The organism is Micromonospora sp. NPDC005324, from assembly GCF_040607155.1.
Taxonomy (GTDB): domain Bacteria; phylum Actinomycetota; class Actinomycetes; order Mycobacteriales; family Micromonosporaceae; genus Micromonospora; species Micromonospora trifolii.
Genome location: NZ_JBEXGE010000003.1, coordinates 174,072 through 191,009, shown reverse-complemented (window position 1 = coordinate 191,009; position 16,938 = coordinate 174,072). Strand labels below are relative to the sequence as shown.

The window sequence follows — 16,938 nt, the reverse complement described above, 5'->3', positions numbered from 1 at the left end:
AGTGTGCCCTCGGCACGGTCGCTGCGGTCTCGACGTTAGGGGAGGCGGCCATGGCGGGGCGGCGGCACAGGTTCATCGGTAGACCCGACGCGGTCCCGGCATGAACGCGTTCGACGTCGTGCTCCTCGCGGCCGTCCTCGTCCTCGCGGTGGTGGTGATCGGGGCCGTGCTGGTCGGCATCCGGACGATGCGCCGGATGGGCGCCGCGCCGGCTCCGGAGGATCCGGCCTTCATCGCCGAGAAGGACCGCCAGGAGCAGTCCCTCGCTGCGCTGCGCACCGCGGCCGACGAGGCGAACAGCACTATCGACGTGGCAAAGTCCGCGGCCGCCGCAGCCCGCACCGAGGCGGCGGCGGCGAAGGCCGAGGCGAAGGCGGCCCGCGCCGAGGCGGGTCGGGTCCTCGACGACGCCCGGGCCGAGGCGGACACCGTTCTGGAGCGTGCCCACAAGCAGGCCGAGGCGGACGCCGAGCAGTTGCGTTCGGCAGCCCGGCGCAGCGGCGAGCGGGAGGTCGCGGTGCTCGCCGCCACCACCCGGGAGCAGGCCGCCGAGGTGGAACGTCGGGCAGCTCGGATGGACGAGCGGGAGCGGATGCACACCGAGGAGGTGGAGCGGTTCGCCGAGCGGGAGCGGCAGCTCACCGCCGCGAAGGCCGCTCTCGCCGCCCGGGAGGCAGCGCTCGCCCAGCGGGAGGCCGAGCTGACCGAGTCGGAGGAACTGCGCCGCCGGGAGCTGGAGCGGGTCGCCGGGCTCACCGCCGACTCCGCCCGACTGGAGCTGGTCGACGCCATCGAGACGTCTGCCAAGCGGGAAGCGGCGCTGCTCGTGCGGGACATCGAGTCCGACGCGCGCAACACGGCCGAGCAGCGCGCCCGGCACATCGTGGTGGACGCGATCCAGCGGGTCGCCAGCGAGCAGACCGCGGAGAGCGTGGTCAGCGTCCTGCACCTGCCCGGTGACGAGATGAAGGGGCGCATCATCGGCCGGGAGGGGCGCAACATCCGCGCCTTCGAGTCGGTGACCGGCGTCAACCTGATCATCGACGACACCCCCGAGGCGGTGCTGCTCTCCTGCTTCGACCCGGTCCGCCGGGAGGTGGGCCGGGTGACCCTGGAGAAGCTGGTCCTGGACGGGCGCATCCACCCGCACCGGATCGAGGAGGTCTACGACCTCGCGCGGCAGGAGGTGGAGCAGCTCTGTCTGCGCGCCGCCGAGGACGCCCTGGTCGAGGTCGGCATCACCGAGATCCACCCGGAGCTGGTGACCCTGCTCGGCCGGCTGCGCTACCGCACCTCGTACGGGCAGAACGTGCTCAAGCACCTGGTCGAGACCGCCCACATCGCCGGCATCATGGCCGCCGAGCTGCGGTTGGACATGCCCATCATCAAACGGTCGGCGTTCCTGCACGACATCGGCAAGGCGCTCACCCACGAGGTGGAGGGCAGCCACGCCATCATCGGCGCGGACCTGGCCCGCAAGTACGGCGAGCACGAGGACGTGGTGCACGCCATCGAGGCGCACCACAACGAGGTGCCGCCGCAGACCATCGAGGCCGTGCTCACCCAGGCCTCCGACGCCTGCTCGGGTGGTCGGCCGGGCGCGCGCCGGGAGAGCCTGGAGGCGTACGTCAAGCGGCTGGAGCGGATCGAGGAGATCGCGGCCGGCAAGCTCGGCGTGGACAAGGTCTTCGCCATGCAGGCCGGCCGGGAGATCCGGGTGATGGTCAAGCCGGACGACGTGGACGACATCGGGGCGGCCGTGCTGGCCCGCGACGTGGCCAAGCAGATCGAGGAGGAGCTGACCTACCCGGGTCAGATCCGCGTCACGGTGGTCCGCGAGTCCCGGGTCACCGAGATCGCCCGCTAGTCGGAACAGTGGAAGGGCCAGCCCGGACGCCGGGCTGGCCCTTCTGCTTGCGAGCTGCGCGTCAGAAGCCCTGGCCGTTGCTCTCGGCCTGCGATATCAGGGCTGCCGGCGGCGGGTTCTGCGCCGGGGTGTTGGCCGTCTTGGGGCCCCGGGCGAGCCGCCGCTGGACGTACTGGGCGAGCTTCGACAGCGAGTAGTTCACCACGATGAAGAGCACGGCGATCACGACGTAGACCGGGATCGGGTTGCCCAGCGCGCCGATGATCTGCTTGCCGATGTTCAGGGTCTCCTCGTAGCTGATGATGAACCCCAGCGAGGTGTCCTTGAGCACCACGACCAGCTGGCTGATCAGTGCCGGCAGCATGATCCGGAAGGCCTGCGGCAGCAGGATCATCCGGGTGGTCTGTGTCGGGGAGAGCCCGATGGCTTCCGCGGCCTCCGCCTGGCCGCCGGGCAGCCCCTCCATGCCGGAGCGGAGGATCTCGCCGATCACCACCGAGTTGTAGATGGTGAGGCCGATGACCAGGTACCAGAGGTTGTCGAAGTAGAGACCGAACTCGGGAAAGCCTCTGGCCACGAAGAAGATGGTGATCACTACGGGCAGGCCGCGGAACACCTCGACGCAGACGCGGGTGATCGCCGACAGCAGCGCGCTCAGCCCACGCAGCAGGTACGCCAGCGGCGTCGCCGCGCCGACGAACCGACGCCGGGTAAGGCTCTTGAGCTGGATCCGCAGCACGGCGAGCAGCGTGCCGATTACCAGCGAGGCCACGATGGCCATCGCCGCCGCGATCAGGGTGTTCTTGAAGCCGAGGCCGATCCGCTCCCAGACCAGGGAGAAGTTCTCGTTGGAGGGGTCCATGAGCGGCCCCCACAGCTCCATCGACAACTGGCCCTTTTCGTCCAGCGGTCGGTAGATCAGGAAGTACGCCCCGACGAGCAGCACCAGCCCGGCGACGAAGCTGCTGATCAGCGTGATCCGCCGTTGCCGTGGTCCGGGGACGTCGTAGAGGACGCTGGTCTGCTGACTCATCGGGCCACCGCCTGTCGCTTCTCGATCCGGTCCAACAGGGCGCCGAGCGGCACGGTCATGATCAGATAGCCGAGCGAGATGCCGATGGCGACCGGGACGAAGGCGTAGCCCTCGGCCGAGGTGAGCTGGTCGGCCGTGGCCGACAGGTCACCGACCACCCCGAAGAAGCCGACCAGCGCCGAGTTCTTGATCATCGCGATGATCACCGAGCCGAGCGGCACGACGGAAGCCTTCCACGACTGCGGCAACACCACGTGGCGCAGGTTCTGCCCGAAGGTCAGGCCCAGTGACCGGGCCGCCTCCGCCTGGCCGGCGGGCACCGCGTTCACCCCGGACCGCAGCGCCTCGCAGACGAACGCCGCGGTGTAGAGCACCAGGGCGATCAGTGCGAACCGGAAGTACGGAAGGTCGGTGCCGAGCCGCTTGAACAGCGAGTCGATCACCGGGACGCGGAGGAAGTCGGCGTTGGAGCCGAGCGCCGGCAGGCCGAACGCGGCGAAGAACATCACCACTGTCAGCGGCATGTTGCGGAAGACGTTGACGTAGCTGGTGCCGAGCGCGCGGAGCGGCGGCACCGGTGAGATGCGCAGCACCGCCACGATGGCGCCCAGGACGAGGGCACCGATCGCGGCGAGGATGCAGATCTGGAGGGTGAGCCAGAAACCACCCGCAAAGACGTCGAACTTGTCGATGAGCACGTTCACGGGTCGGTGTTCCTCCCCACCCTCCAGATCGAAGGATCAGATCAGTAGCGGTTGATGGTGGGCGCCGAGCCCAGTTCCGCGCCGAACTTGCCGGCGGTGCCGTCCCAGGCCTTCTTCCAGCTGCCGTCCGAGACGGCCTTGTCCAGCGTGTCGTTGACGAAGCTGCGGAAGTCCGCGTCCTCCTTCTTCACGCCGATGCCGTACGGCTCCTTGGTGAAGTTGCTGCCGGCCAGCTTGAACGACGCCTCGTCCTTGGCGATGTAGCCGAGCAGGATCACGTTGTCAGTGGTGACGGCGTTGACCTGGCCGCCCTTGAGGGCGTCCCGGCACTTGTCGTAGGTGTCGAAGAGCACCAACTGGGAGCCGACGTCCTTGACGTACTGCTTGATCGTCTCGGCCGGGGTGGAGCCGGTGACGGAGCAGACCTTCTTGGTGCCGTCCTTGAACGAGTCCGGACCGGTGATGGTCGTGTCGTCCTTCTTGACCAGGATGTTCTGGCCGGCCTCGTAGTACGGGCCCGCGAAGGCGATCCGCTCCTTGCGCTTGTCGTTGATCGTGTAGGTCGCGGCGACCAGGTCGACAGTGCCGTTGACGATCACGTCCTCGCGGACCTTCGAGGGGGCCTCGACCCACTCGATCTTGTCCTCGGGGATGCCGAGCTCCTTGACGATGATCTTGGCGATCTCGACGTCGAAGCCCTCCGGCTTGCCGGAGAGGCCCTTCAGGCCGAAGCCGGGCTGGTCGAACTTGGTGCCGACCTTGATCTTCTGGGCCTTGTTCAGCTTCTCCATGGTGGTGCCGGCGGTGAAGGACTTGCTGCCAGCGCCGGTGCCCTTCCCGCCGTCGTCGCCACCACAGGCGGTGAGGCCGAGCGCCAGAGCGGCGACCGCGGCGACTGCCGCAACGCGCTTGATACGCATACTCTTCTCCTTCTTCAACGGAGCCCACCGAGTACGGCGCGCTCCACTACGGACGCCTAGTGCGTGAGGATCTTGGAGAGGAAGTCTCGGGCCCGCTCGCTGCGCGGGTTCGCGAAGAACTCCGCCGGTGGGGCGTCCTCGACCAGTTGCCCGTCGGCCATGAAGATGACCCGGTTCGCCGCGTGCCGGGCGAACCCCATCTCGTGGGTCACCACGACCATCGTCATGCCGTCGCTGGCCAGCGAGGTCATCACGTCGAGCACCTCGCCGACCATCTCCGGGTCCAGGGCGCTGGTGGGCTCGTCGAAGAGCATCGCCTTGGGCTGCATGGCCAGCGCCCGGGCGATGGCCGCCCGCTGCTGCTGGCCGCCGGAGAGTTGGGCCGGGAACTTGTCCGCCTGGTTGGCGATGCCGACCCGGTCCAGCAGGGCCAGGCCGCGCTCGCGGGCGGCGGCCGGCTTCTCCTTGCGGACCTTGATCGGGCCGAGGGTGACGTTCTCCAGGATGGTCTTGTGCGCGAAGAGGTTGAAGGACTGGAAGACCATGCCCACCTCGCTGCGCAGCTTCGCGAGCGGCTTGCCCTCGGCCGGCAGCGGCTGACCGTCGAAGGTGATGGTGCCCGAGTTGATCGGTTCCAGTCGGTTGATCGTGCGGCACAGCGTCGACTTGCCGGAGCCGGACGGGCCGATCACCACGACCACCTCGCCCCGACCCACCGACAGTGAGACGTCGTCCAGCACGTGCAGCGGCCCGAACCACTTGTTGACCGCGTCCAGCACGATGAGCGGTTCGCCCGTCGTCACGTCGTCCACCGTCCCCTGTCGTCTCCCGGATCGGGGTCGGTTGACCCCCGGTGCGGCCACTGTAGGCGGCCTGATGTGGCAGAACGCAACCCAGCGGGTCACGGAGCGGTAACACCGGTCACGATCGTTCTCGGGCGTCCGATTTCGGTCACCGACTGGGTGGTCACGGTGGCGATCGTGGCGCCTTGTCGAGATCATGGGGGGATGACCGAACCCGTACGGTTGACCAGGTACGCCCGCGGCGGTGGCTGCGCCTGCAAGATCCCGCCGGGCGAGCTGGAGATCATGGTGGCCGGTCTCGGCCCGGCGACCGGCACCGCCGAGTTGCTGGTCGGGCTGGACCACGGCGACGACGCGGCCGTGGTGCGCCTGGATGAGCGGACCGGCCTGGTCAGCACCGCCGACTTCTTCACCCCCGTTGTCGACGACGCGTACGACTGGGGTCGGATCGCCGCGGCCAACGCGCTCTCCGACGTGTACGCGATGGGCGGCACCCCGCTGGTGGCCCTCAACCTGCTCTGCTGGCCGCGCGAGGTGCTGCCGCTGGAGTTGGCCCGCGAGGTGCTGCGCGGTGGCCAGGACGTGGCGCGGGAGGCCGGCTGTCACCTGGCCGGCGGGCACAGCGTGGACGACGACGGCCCGAAGTACGGTCTCGCGGTCACCGGCACGGTCCGACCGGAGGAGCTGATCACCCTCGACGCCGGGCGGGCCGGGGTGCCGTTGTCGCTGACGAAGCCGCTCGGGGTGGGTGTGCTGAACACCCGGCACAAGGCGACCGGGGAGAGCTTCCCGGAGGCGGTGGCGACGATGAGCGCGCTCAATCGGGACGCCGCCCGCGCGGCGGTGGCCGCCGGCATCCGGTGCGGCACCGACGTGACCGGGTTCGGGCTGCTCGGGCACGCCTCGAAGCTGGCCCGGGCCAGCCAGCTCACGGTGGCCATCGACACCGCCCGGGTGCCCTACCTGGCCGGTGCCCGCGAGGCGCTGCGCGACGGGTTCGTCAGCGGCGGCAGTCGGCGCAACCTGGAGTGGGTGACCCCGTGGACCGACTTCGGTGATGCGGACGAGGCCGAGCGGCTGCTGCTGGCCGACGCGCAGACCTCCGGCGGGCTGCTGGTCGCCGGCGAGGTGCCCGGCGCCCCCGTGGTGGGCGAGCTGCTGCCTCGGGGAGAGCACCGGGTGGTCCTGCGCTGACCCGGGGCGCTCGACCCGCGGCAGGACACGCGGTGGCGGTGGTGCGAATGGCGCACCATACCCGATAAACTGTCACCTTCCCGCTACTCCGAGCAATGCCGCTCAGGGAAATTTTGCCCGGAATGGTCACAGACCGGTAACTTGCCCCCGGCTGGGGTCAAATGCCCCCCACCATCGTGTGTAAGGCCCGATCCGGAGGCCGGTGGGGACGAACGCAGCGAGGAGGCGGAATGACCGAGCTGTGGAACTGGAGAATCGACGGGGCTCAACCCGTGGAGGTCTACCCGGCGCTGGCCGAGGCGCTTGGTCGGGTGGTGATGCCGCTGGCGGTGGCCGACCCGGCGCGGCTGCCGGCGTACGCGGTGGTGTGTGACGTCTGGCAGGCGCCGGGCGAGTTCTCGACGGTGGTGGACTGCTACGGGGTGCCGGAGCAGCTCTCCGAGCACGCGAGCATCGCAGCACTGGCCCGATTGCTGGGCCGCAACTGCCTGTTGCGCGACGACACGCTCGACGCGGGCCGGCACCTGCTCGTCGCCCCGGACGGCACGGTCCGTCCGGTGCACTTCGACGTGCGGGACACCGAGGACGGCGAGGTGCTCAGCAGGCTGCGGCTCTGCTCGCTGGGCGACCCGGGTTGCCGGGGCTGGTCGCAGTGTCACCGCTCGCGCTGGGCGCCCGACACTGTCGCCCCGGCGCTCGCCGCGGCCTGACCCTCCCCGGGGTCAGGCCCGGCCGGGGTGCCGTGCCGGTGAGCGGCGGTCAGGTGGCGGCGGTGGTCGACCGGTCCGTGGTGCCTGATCCGGCACCCCGCACCACCAGTTGGTCGAGCAGGGTGCGTGTCGCCTCGGCCACGGCGGCCACCGCGGCGTCGAAAGCGGCGGCGTTGTGCGCGGCGGGCGTCCGGAAGCCAGAGATCTTCCGGACGTACTGCAACGCCGCCGCCTCGACGTCCGCGTCGGTCACCTGCGGGGTGAACGGTTCCCGCAGCGTCTTGATGCTCCTGCACATGTCAGCTCCTCCTCCGTCCACCACGGTGTGCCACTCGCCGTGCCGGCGGTGGTACCGACGGTGACACTGGGTCGATATTTGTCTATCCTGGTCACGGACCAGAGCCGTTCGAGCCACAGCCGCCGCTCGCGCTCCCAGCGCCCAGGGCCCCCGGAGACTCATTGTGGACCACGCCCCCACCCGCCCATCCCGTCCCGACCTAGACGATCTCACCCGTAGCCTGCACATTCCTCTGGAACGGATCGCCGTCGAGCACGCCGATCTGATCGAGGCGGTGCGCAGCCGCGTCGTCACGAACGACTCCGTGCCGTCCGGCATCGTGGCCGTCGCCGCCTTCAACTCGTCCATCTGAGTGATGGTCTGCCGGTGCGGTCCGCCCGGAGTGGGCGGATCCTGCCGGCGGATCAGCCAGTTCGTGCTGAAGGTGCACAGCCGGTGTGACCTCAGCTGCGACCACTGCTACGTCTACCAGCACGCCGACCAGACCTGGCGCGGCCGTCCGGCGCGGATGCCGCCGGCCGCCGTCCGGGCCGCCGCACGGCGCATCGCCGAGCACGCCCGCGAGCACGAGGTGCCGGTCGTGCACGTGGTGCTGCACGGGGGTGAGCCGCTGCTGCTGGGGGCCGCCGGGTTACGGGAGGTGCTGGCCGAGCTGCGCACGGCCATCACCGGATGGGCGCGGCTCGACCTGCGCATGCAGACCAACGGCGTGCTGCTCGACGAGGAGTTGTGCCGGCTGTTCGTCGAGTACGACGTGCGGGTCGGGGTCTCCTTCGACGGCGACCGTGCCGCCAACGACCGCCACCGGGTCTTCGCACACGGCGGCAGCAGCCACGACCTCGTCCGGCGGGCGCTGGCCCTGCTCCGACGGCCGGAACACCGCGCCAGCTACGCCGGCATCCTCTGCACGATCGACGTCCGCAACGATCCCGACCGGGTGTACGAGGCGCTGCTGGCCGAGAGCCCACCCCGGGTCGACCTGTTGCTGCCCCATGCCACCTGGGACAACCCCCCCGAGCGACAGGGCCCCGGGCCGACCCCGTACGCGGACTGGCTGGGGCGGCTGCACCGGCGGTGGGTGGACGACGGGCGCCCGATGTCGATCCGGATGTTCGAGGCGCTGCGCCCGGGTGGCGGCGGCACCGAGGCGTTCGGCCTCGCGCCGGCCGATGTGCTGGTCATCGAGGCGGACGGCAGTTGGGAACAGGTCGACTCGCTGAAGACCGCGTACCACGGCGCGGCCGGCACCGGCTTCGACGTGTTCGACCACTCGGTGGACGAGGTCGCGCGGCACCCCGGGGTCGCCGTCCGGCAGGACGGCGTGGACGGGCTCTGCGCGACCTGCCGGGCCTGCCCGGTGGTCGACCGGTGCGGCGGCGGCCTGTACGCCCACCGCTGGCGCGCCGGCTCCGGCTTCGACAACCCCTCGGTGTACTGCGCCGACCTGCTCCGCCTGATCGACACAGTGGACGCCTACCCGCCGCCCACCCCACCCGCGTCGGGGGACGGGTCGACCACCTCGCCCATCGACGGGTTGCTGGACGACCTGGCGACCGGGCACGGGTCGGCGTCGACGCTCGCGCTGCTCGCCGACACCCAGCTCTCCATCACCCGCGCGCTGCTGGCGGCCTGCCGGGACGGGTCCGGCACCACCGCCGCCTGGGAGTTGCTCGTCCACCTCGACCAGGCGGCGCCGGAGGCGGTCCGGGCGATCCTGGGGCACCCCTTCGTCCGGCCCGGGCTGGTGCATCGCCTCGACTCGTCGGCCCCGCCCGGCCTCGGCGCGGCAGTCGACCCACTGCCGGCCCTCGCCATCGCCGCGGCGCTGCGGGCCGGCGTCCCGGCCGCGTTGCACGTCCCGGTGCGGGCCGACACGATCACGTTGCCCACGCTCGGCAGCCTGGTGCTGCCCGGCCTGGGGGCGAGCGCCGAGGTGACCGTCCGGCCCGGCGAGTTCCAGGTCCGGGGCGGGTCGGTCGCGCAGACGGTGCTCCTCGATTCGACGGCGCCGCCGTCGACCGGCTGGTCTCCGACGCGCGACGTGTCGGTGCCCGGTGGCCGGTTGCTCCTTGAGGACGGCGACCCGTACCGCGACTGCTACGGCCAGCCGGTCGAGTCCCGTCTGGACGTTCCGGCGGCGCGGGCGTTGGGCCGTACGCTGGCGGCGGCCTGGCGAATCGTGCACCGGGACGTGCCGGCGCACGCGGCGGCGCTCGACGGCGGCCTGCGTGCCATCGTTCCGTTGGCGCCCGACCCGGCGCGACCCCTGCGAAGCGCGACCGCCCGGCACGCGTTCGGCGCGGTCGCCGTCACGCCCCATCCCGACCCGGAGACGATGGCGGTGCTGCTCGTGCACGAGTGGCAGCACGCGAAGCTGGGTGCGGTGCTCGACCTGTACGACCTGGTCGAACCCGGTCAGGGCCAACGGATCCGGGTGCCCTGGCGCCCCGATCCACGGCCACCGGAGGGCGTCCTCCAGGGGGTGTACGCCCACCTCGCCGTCACCCAGGTCTGGCAGTCCCGAGCGGCCACCGACGATCCGGACGCGTCGGAGCACGCGGCCCACTTCCTGGGGTGGACCCGGGACGGCGTCGACGCGCTGCTGGCCAGCCGGTCGCTCACCGCGGCGGGGGAGCGGTTCGTCGGCCAGCTGCGCCACGCCCTGGAGGAGACCCGTGTCGGGTCCGGATGAGCACCCACCGCCCAGACTGGGCCGTCCCCGCCTCGCCGACGACCTGCAGGCGTTGGGCGTACGCCCGGGGGTGTGCCTGCTGGTGCACTGCGGCCTGCGTCGGGTGGGCCCGCTGGAACACGGCCCGGCGACCCTCGCCGGCGCGCTGCGCGACGTCCTCGGTCCGGCCGGCACGCTGCTGGTGCCCACCCACACCGACGGCAACTCGACCACCTCCCGGGCCCACCTGGCGACCACGGCCGGCATGGATTGGGCGCAGCGGGAACGGTACGAGGCGGCGCTGCCGGGCTGGGACCGCCGGACCACCCCCTCGCAGCGGATGGGTGTGCTCGCCGAGTACGTCAGGTGCACTCCCGGCGCGGTGCGCAGTGACCATCCGCAGACCTCGTTCGTCGCGCTCGGCCCCCGGGCCCGGCAGCTCACCGACGGCCATGACCTCACCTGCCACCTGGGGGAACGCTCACCGGTCGGTGGCCTCTACGCGGCGGACGGGCAGATCCTGCTGCTCGGCCTCGGCTACGAGGCGTGCAGCGCCCTGCACCTGGCCGAGTACCGGCTGCCGGGGCCGCCGCCCGAGCGTGACTACCACTGCTTCCGGCTCGTCGACGGGCGGCGGGTCAGCCTCGACTTCCGGGCTCTCGACCTGGACGACCGGGACTTCCCGACGGTGGGTGCCGCGCTCGACGAGACGCCGTTGGTGCGCCACGGTCGGGTGGGGCGGGCCAACGCCCGCCTGCTGCCGGCGCGGGCCGCTGTCGACTTCGCGACTGGTTGGTTCGCCACGAACCGGTTGGCGGCACGACGTTGACGCGGGGACTACGCTGATGTTCCGGCCGCGTGGGGAGGGCGGAGGGGCTGCGGTGAGCACAGCGGACGCACCCTCCCAAGCGCGCGCCCCACTCTTCTTCATCAGCTATTCGCGAGCGCCGGTCGGTCGGGCCACCGGCAAACCCGCCGAGTACGTCTCCCGCTTCTTCGAGGACCTCTCCGTCCACGTCAGCGAGCTGGTGGGCCCGGTGACCGGAGTGGACGCCGGCTTCCTGGACAGCTCCATCGCCGGCGGCGAACGCTGGAGCCCGGAGCTTCTCCAGGCCGCCGGCACCTGCCAGGTCTTCGTTCCGCTGGTCTCCAGCGCGCTGCTCGGCAGCGACTGGTGTGGCCGGGAGTGGGACGCGTTCTCCCGCCGACGGATCACCCCGCGACACAGCTCCGCCTCGGTCCACGAGACGGCGATCGTGCCGGTCACCTGGTCGCCGACGAACGGCACCGCACTGCCTCGGGTGCTCCGCGACATCCAGCGCTTCACCCCGACCGCGATGCCGGATCCCGACATCGCTGTGCACTACCAGCGGGACGGGGTCTACGGCTTGCTGACCATGCAGTGGGAGAACGCGTACCGGGCGGTGGTCTGGCGCCTCGCGCAACGGATCGTGGCCATCCACCGGTCGTACCTGGTCGAACCCTGGGTGCCGGCGAGCGTGGACGAGCTGTGCAACCGCTTCGCCGAGGAGCCGGAGTGAGCCCCCCGACGGCCCGGCGCCGGCCGGGAGCGCGCGGGACGTACTTCTTCCTGAGTTACGCCCACTCGGCGCCGCCGCCGGGCGGCCGGGCCGACGCTGACGTCTGGGTCGGCCAGTTCTTCGCCGACCTGACCGACGAGGTGCGGCGCCAGGCGCGACCGGTCGCCGGAATGCGGATCGGCTTCTTCGACCAGCACATCCCGTTGGGCGCCGACTGGAAGGCCGCCCTCGCCGAGGCGCTCGGCGACGCCGAGGTCTTCGTTCCGCTCTACTCACCCGGCTACTTCAGCCGCCCCTGGGCGCTGGGGGAGCAGGAGTCCTTCCGGGCCCGGCTGGCCGCCGCCGGGTCGGCCCGGGTCACCGCCGGCCACCTCACCCCGGTGCTGTGGATCCCGTTCCCGCCGTGGGAGGCCCACCCGGAGCTGGACGGCGCCCTGGACCTGGGCCGGGACGTCCCGGAGTACGCGGCCGACGGCCTGCGCGCGTTCTGCATGCTGGCCTCCTACCGGGCCCAGTACGAGCTGATGCTGAGCCGCCTGGCGAGCCGGATCGTGCACACCGCCGAGCGGCGACCGATGGGCCCGTCGCGGGCGCCCGGCCTGGACGAAGTGGTCCGCCCGGCGCCGACCGACCCGGACTTCGTCGTCGCCGTCCTGGCCCCGACCCGGGACCGGCTGCCGACCGATCGCGACCCCGCCGGCTACGCCACCAGCGGCCGGCTCTGGCGGCCGTACGGGCGCAGCCAGCAACTGCCCGCCGCCGAGTACGCGGTCAGCACCGCCGAGCGGCTCGGGTTGTCGGCCCGTACCGAGGACTTCGCGCAAGCCTCCGCGATGCTCGATCGGCGGCCGGCCGTGCTGTTGGTCGACCCGTGGATCGCGGCGGCGCCGGACGCGGCAGCGGTCCTCGCCCGCCTGCTGCACGGCCTGCGGGAGTGGGTCGTTCCGCTGGTGGTCACCGACGACGACGACAGTCAGGACGCCACCCGCTGGGCCACCGAGGTGACGCAGTTGCTGCACGACGCCGGTCTGCCCCAGGTGAAGCGGGCGTGCAACATGCCGGAGTTCGTCGACCTGATGCCGGCGCTGGTCACCGAGGCGCGCCGGCAGTTCCTCAAGTACGGCCCGGTCGTTCCCTTCGAACCACCGCCGGAGCCGGTGCCGAGCCTGCGTGACGGCCTGCCCGCCGCCGGCTCGACCGCTTCCACCGATCCCGCGTCCCCGCCTGATGATCCGGCCCCACCGCGTCCCCACGGAGAAGACCGATGAACAACGATCGCGAAGGCCAGGTCGTCACCTTCTACTCGTTCAAGGGTGGGACGGGCCGGACGATGGCGCTGGCCAACGTGGCCTGGATCCTGGCGGCCAGCGGCCGGCGGGTGCTCGTCGCCGACTGGGACCTGGAGTCACCGGGTCTGCACCGCTTCTTCCACCCGTTCCTCGACGCCGAGGCGATCCAGGGCACCAGCGGCGTGATCGACATGATCCGCGACTACGAGTGGGAGACCACCAGGGTCGACGACCGACCGGACCGTTGGATGGAGCAGTACGCCCGGGTCGGGCGGCACGCGTTCTCGCTGCGCTGGAACTTCCCCGACGGCGGTGGCCTCGACTTCCTCTCCGCCGGCCGGCAGAACAGCGACTACGCCGTCTCGGTGAGCGGGCTGGACTGGGACAACTTCTACAACCGGCTGGGCGGGGCGCAGTTCTTCGAGGCGCTGCGCGCGGACATGAAGCGCCAGTACGACTTCACCCTGATCGACAGCCGGACGGGGTTGAGCGACGTCGCTGACATCTGCACCCTGCACCTACCGGACACCCTTGTCGACTGCTTCACGCTCAGCGACCAGGGCATCGACGGCGCGGCCCGGGTGGCGCACTCGGTACGGGACCGGTACCGGCGGCGCGACATCCGGGTCCTGCCGGTGCCGATGCGGGTCGACCAGGCAGAGAAGGAGCGGGCCGAGGCGGGTCGCCTGCTGGCCATGCGCCGGTTCGCCGGGTTGCCGGCCGGCATGACCGAGGCGGAACGGCGGCGTTACTGGGCCGCGGTGGAGGTCCCGTACCGGCCGTTCTACGCGTACGAGGAGACCCTCGCGACGTTCGGCGACCCGCCGGGCTCACCGACGTCGCTGCTTGCCGCGTTCGAGACGTTGACCGGGATCCTCACCGACGGAGCGGTGACCGCGCTGCCGGTGATGGACGAGTCGGTACGGGAGCGGGGCAAGGCCCGGTTCCGCCGACGCACCGAGGCGATCGACGACCAGATCGTGCTCCGGCACGCGCCGGAGGACGCCATCTGGGCCGAGTGGCTGGAGCGGGTGCTCAGCTCGGCCGGGCTGCGGGTGGTGGAGCCCACGTCCGCCGTCGGGTCCGCCGGTACGCCGGCCCCGCGCACGCTGACAGTGGTCTCGCCGGCCTACGTGGCGACGCCGTCCGGTGGTCTGCCCGACCGGGACACGAGCACCGGTTCCACGGCCCTGGCCGTGTACGTCGCCGACCTGCGCCCGCTGGCCGAGTTTCCGTCGCAGAGCTCCACCAACCTGGTGAACGTGAGCGCCGCGACCGCCGTGGAGCGGGTGTTGCGGCTGGTCGGCCGGCCGGTGCCGTCGTCGGCGGACGGGCCGGCGGGCGGGGCCACCCGTTATCCCGGCACCGAACCATTGATCTTCAACGCCCCCAACCGGAACGCCCGGTTCACCGGCCGGGAGGACGACCTGGCGCGGCTGCGCGCGCAGTTGCAGAGCGGGGGCAGCGCGGTGGTGCTGCCGGTCGCCCTCCAGGGCATGGGCGGCGTCGGTAAGACGCAGGTGGCTCTGGAGTACGTGCACCGGTTCAAGGCCGCGTACGACGTGGTCTGGTGGATCGTGGCGGACCCGCCGCAGTTCGTCGACACCGCCCTCGCCGACCTCGCCGGTCGCCTCGGCATCCTCGTCGGGCCGACCCTGCCCGACACGGTCCGGTCGGTGCTCCAGGTGCTCGGCCGTGGTGAGCCGTACGAGCGGTGGCTCGTCGTACTGGACAACGCCGAAGAGCTCGACCAGATCGAGCCGTTCCTGCCGCAGGGCCCCGGGCACGTCCTGCTGACCTCCCGCAACCGCGCCTGGGGTGATCGGGCGAACCCGATCCAGGTGGACGTCTTCGACCGCACCGAGAGCGTGGCGCACCTCGCCCAGCGCGTGCCCACAATCAGCGCCGAGGAGGCCGACCGGGTGGCCGAGGCTCTCGGCGACCTGCCGATCGCTGTGGCCGCGGCGGGCGCCTGGCTCGCCGACACCGGCACATCGGTCGCCGACTACCTGCGGCAGATCGAGCGACACGGCCCCAGCGCCCTCTCCGTGGAGGCGACCTGGGACCTGTCGCTGAACCGGCTGCTGGAGCAGGCGCCCGCCGCGTACCGGCTGTTGCAGCTCTGCTCGGTGCTGGCCCCGGAGATCGCCCTCGAACTCATCTACAGCGACGAGATGGCGGCGGCCCTCGTGCCGTTCGACCCGTCGGTGTCGGAGCGGCTCGTGCGCGGCGCACTGGTCCAGCAGATCAACCGCCTGGCACTGCTCAAACTCGACGTCCAGGGCGGCCGGGTCCAGGTGCACCGGCTGTTGCAGGCGGTGGTCCGCGACCGGATGACCGACGACGAGATCACCGCCGCCCGACACCAGGTGCACATGGTTCTGGCCGCGTCCCGGCCCCGTGGCGACGTGGACGACCCGACCACCTGGGCCCGGCTGCGCATGCTCTGGCCGCACCTGGAGGTCTCCGAGGCGCTGACCTGCCCGGATGAGCCGGTGTGTCAGCTGCTGATCGACCGGGTCCGTTATCTGTGGCAGCGCGGCGGTCTGGACCAGGCCGACGCGTTCAGCCAGGAGGTGGACGACACCTGGAGCGCCCGGCTCGGCGACACGCACGAAGAGGTCGAGGCGTCGGCGCTGGGCCGCCAGCTGCTGCACCTGCGGTTCAACCGGGCGAACATCCTGCGCAGCCTGGGTCGGTTCAACGAGGCGCGGGACCTGGACGAGGCGGTGCTGGCCGAGCAACGCCGGCTGCTGGGCCCGCTGCATCCGCACAGTCTGATGACCGCTGGCAGCCTCGGCGGTGACCTGCGGGCGCTCGGCCGCTACGCCGAGGCCCTGGAACGGGACCGGTCCACCTACGCCTCCTGGCTCCAGGTGTTCGGCGAGGACCACCCCCGGACGTTGAGCGCGGCCAACAACCTCGCCGTCTCGTACCGGCTGGTCGGCGACTACCGGTCGGCCCGTCGCTGGGACGACGAGGTGCACCAGCGGCGGCGACTGGTGCTCGGCCCCACGCATCCCTACACCCTCGTCTCCGCCGTGCGGCTCGGCAGCGACCTGCGGGAAGCTGGCGAGTACGAGAGGTCGGCCACCCTGCTGCGCACCGTGTACGACACGTACTGCGAGGTGCTCGGGCCGGATGACGGCCAGAGTCTCGCCGCTCAGGTCAACCTGGCGGTGTCCCTGCGCAGCTCCGGTCGGGGCAGCGAGGCCGCGCCGATGTTCGAGACCGCCTACCGCGAACTCGACGAACGCTTCGGTGCGGACAACCCGGACACTGTGGCGTGCCGGTCGAGTCGCGCCGCGAACCTGTTGGCAGTCGGCGACGCGGCTCGGGCGCTGACCGAGATGAACGCCGTGCGGGTGGCGTTCGAGGAGCAGCTCCGGCTCGGCCCGGAGCACCCGCACGCCCTGGCGACGGTGAGCAACATCTCGGCGGCGGAGCGCGCACTCGGACGCCGGTCGGACGCCCTCGCGTCGGCGGCCCGGGCGGTCGGTGAGTTGCGTAAGGTGCTCGGGCCGGACCACCCGCACACCCTCGCGGCGGAGGTCAATCAGGCGGTGTGTCTCGCCGAGGAGGGTGACTGGGAGTCGGCGCGGGACCGGCTGCGGGAGAGCGCGGGCCGACTGGCCGCGGTGATCGGCGCGGACCACCCCGACACGCTGCGCTGCCTCGGCGATCTCGCCCTGGTGGCGAGGCGGGCCGGCGACGGCCCGGCCACCGAGGACGTCGGAGCCGTGGCGGACCGGCTGGCCGAGGTGATCGGTCTGGAACATCCCACAGTGCAGACCCTGCGCGAACGGCGGTTCGTGGTCCGGGTCATCGACCCACACACCATCTGAGCCTGTCGTCCGGCGGGCGGTCCGGCGGTCCGGGCCGGCCCGCCGGTCCGGCCGTGCCGGACC

At 71.6% G+C, this 16,938-nt stretch carries 14 protein-coding genes; 9 read left to right on the top strand and 5 right to left on the bottom strand.

Annotation, left to right across the window (positions count from 1 at the left end; all coding sequences use genetic code 11):
* Positions 1 to 100: 100 nt before the first annotated feature.
* Positions 101 to 1,867 (top strand): ribonuclease Y, encoded by a 1,767-nt coding sequence (gene rny, locus ABZS40_RS04720; protein WP_354941909.1) that lies wholly within the window; start codon positions 101 to 103, stop codon positions 1,865 to 1,867.
* A 61-nt stretch (positions 1,868 to 1,928) separates the two neighbouring features.
* Here rny and ABZS40_RS04715 read toward each other — a convergent pair whose 3' ends face one another.
* The 4 genes from ABZS40_RS04715 to ABZS40_RS04700 are packed head-to-tail and all read right to left on the bottom strand — an operon-like array spanning position 1,929 to position 5,336.
* Positions 1,929 to 2,900 (bottom strand): amino acid ABC transporter permease, encoded by a 972-nt coding sequence (locus tag ABZS40_RS04715; protein ID WP_354941907.1) that lies wholly within the window; start codon positions 2,898 to 2,900, stop codon positions 1,929 to 1,931.
* Positions 2,897 to 3,604: an amino acid ABC transporter permease gene (locus ABZS40_RS04710; protein WP_354941905.1), complete on the bottom strand. Its 708-nt coding sequence runs from the start codon at positions 3,602 to 3,604 to the stop codon at positions 2,897 to 2,899. Before ABZS40_RS04710 ends, ABZS40_RS04715 begins: the two co-directional genes overlap by 4 nt.
* Positions 3,605 to 3,645: 41 nt before the next feature.
* Positions 3,646 to 4,524: a glutamate ABC transporter substrate-binding protein gene (locus ABZS40_RS04705; protein WP_354941903.1), complete on the bottom strand. Its 879-nt coding sequence runs from the start codon at positions 4,522 to 4,524 to the stop codon at positions 3,646 to 3,648.
* Positions 4,525 to 4,580: 56 nt separating this feature from the next.
* On the bottom strand, positions 4,581 to 5,336 hold the full coding sequence (locus ABZS40_RS04700) for an amino acid ABC transporter ATP-binding protein (protein ID WP_238660654.1): 756 nt from the start codon (positions 5,334 to 5,336) through the stop codon (positions 4,581 to 4,583).
* 195 nt (positions 5,337 to 5,531) lie between these two features.
* On the opposite strand from ABZS40_RS04700, the gene selD reads away from it, so the two are divergent.
* Together selD and ABZS40_RS04690 are read left to right on the top strand one after the other, a co-directional pair.
* A complete protein-coding gene (gene selD / locus ABZS40_RS04695) occupies positions 5,532 to 6,521 on the top strand; it encodes a selenide, water dikinase SelD (protein WP_354941900.1) in 990 nt (329 codons plus the stop codon).
* Positions 6,522 to 6,751: 230 nt separating this feature from the next.
* Positions 6,752 to 7,231, top strand: a complete 480-nt coding sequence (locus tag ABZS40_RS04690; RefSeq protein ID WP_238681830.1) for a hypothetical protein — start codon at positions 6,752 to 6,754, stop codon at positions 7,229 to 7,231.
* Positions 7,232 to 7,280: 49 nt separating this feature from the next.
* On the opposite strand, the gene ABZS40_RS04685 is transcribed toward ABZS40_RS04690, so the two are convergent.
* Positions 7,281 to 7,529 carry a DUF2277 family protein gene (locus ABZS40_RS04685; RefSeq protein ID WP_354941898.1) on the bottom strand — a complete coding sequence of 83 codons (249 nt, stop codon included), beginning with the start codon at positions 7,527 to 7,529 and terminating at the stop codon, positions 7,281 to 7,283.
* Positions 7,530 to 7,692: 163 nt separating this feature from the next.
* On the opposite strand from ABZS40_RS04685, the gene ABZS40_RS04680 reads away from it, so the two are divergent.
* From ABZS40_RS04680 to fxsT, 6 genes are read left to right on the top strand one after another with little or no spacing between them, the layout of a single operon-like run.
* Positions 7,693 to 7,881: a hypothetical protein gene (locus ABZS40_RS04680; protein WP_354941896.1), complete on the top strand. Its 189-nt coding sequence runs from the start codon at positions 7,693 to 7,695 to the stop codon at positions 7,879 to 7,881.
* A 30-nt stretch (positions 7,882 to 7,911) separates the two neighbouring features.
* Positions 7,912 to 10,221, top strand: a complete 2,310-nt coding sequence (locus tag ABZS40_RS04675; protein ID WP_354941894.1) for an FxsB family cyclophane-forming radical SAM/SPASM peptide maturase — start codon at positions 7,912 to 7,914, stop codon at positions 10,219 to 10,221.
* Positions 10,205 to 11,029, top strand: a complete 825-nt coding sequence (locus ABZS40_RS04670; RefSeq protein ID WP_354941892.1) for an AAC(3) family N-acetyltransferase — start codon at positions 10,205 to 10,207, stop codon at positions 11,027 to 11,029. Before ABZS40_RS04675 ends, ABZS40_RS04670 begins: the two co-directional genes overlap by 17 nt.
* A 52-nt stretch (positions 11,030 to 11,081) precedes the next feature.
* On the top strand, positions 11,082 to 11,741 hold the full coding sequence (locus ABZS40_RS04665) for a TIR-like protein FxsC (protein ID WP_354941890.1): 660 nt from the start codon (positions 11,082 to 11,084) through the stop codon (positions 11,739 to 11,741).
* Positions 11,738 to 13,009: a TIR-like protein FxsC gene (locus ABZS40_RS04660; protein WP_354941888.1), complete on the top strand. Its 1,272-nt coding sequence runs from the start codon at positions 11,738 to 11,740 to the stop codon at positions 13,007 to 13,009. Before ABZS40_RS04665 ends, ABZS40_RS04660 begins: the two co-directional genes overlap by 4 nt.
* On the top strand, positions 13,006 to 16,875 hold the full coding sequence (gene fxsT, locus ABZS40_RS04655; RefSeq protein ID WP_354941886.1) for an FxSxx-COOH system tetratricopeptide repeat protein: 3,870 nt from the start codon (positions 13,006 to 13,008) through the stop codon (positions 16,873 to 16,875). Before ABZS40_RS04660 ends, fxsT begins: the two co-directional genes overlap by 4 nt.
* Positions 16,876 to 16,938: the final 63 nt, after the last annotated feature.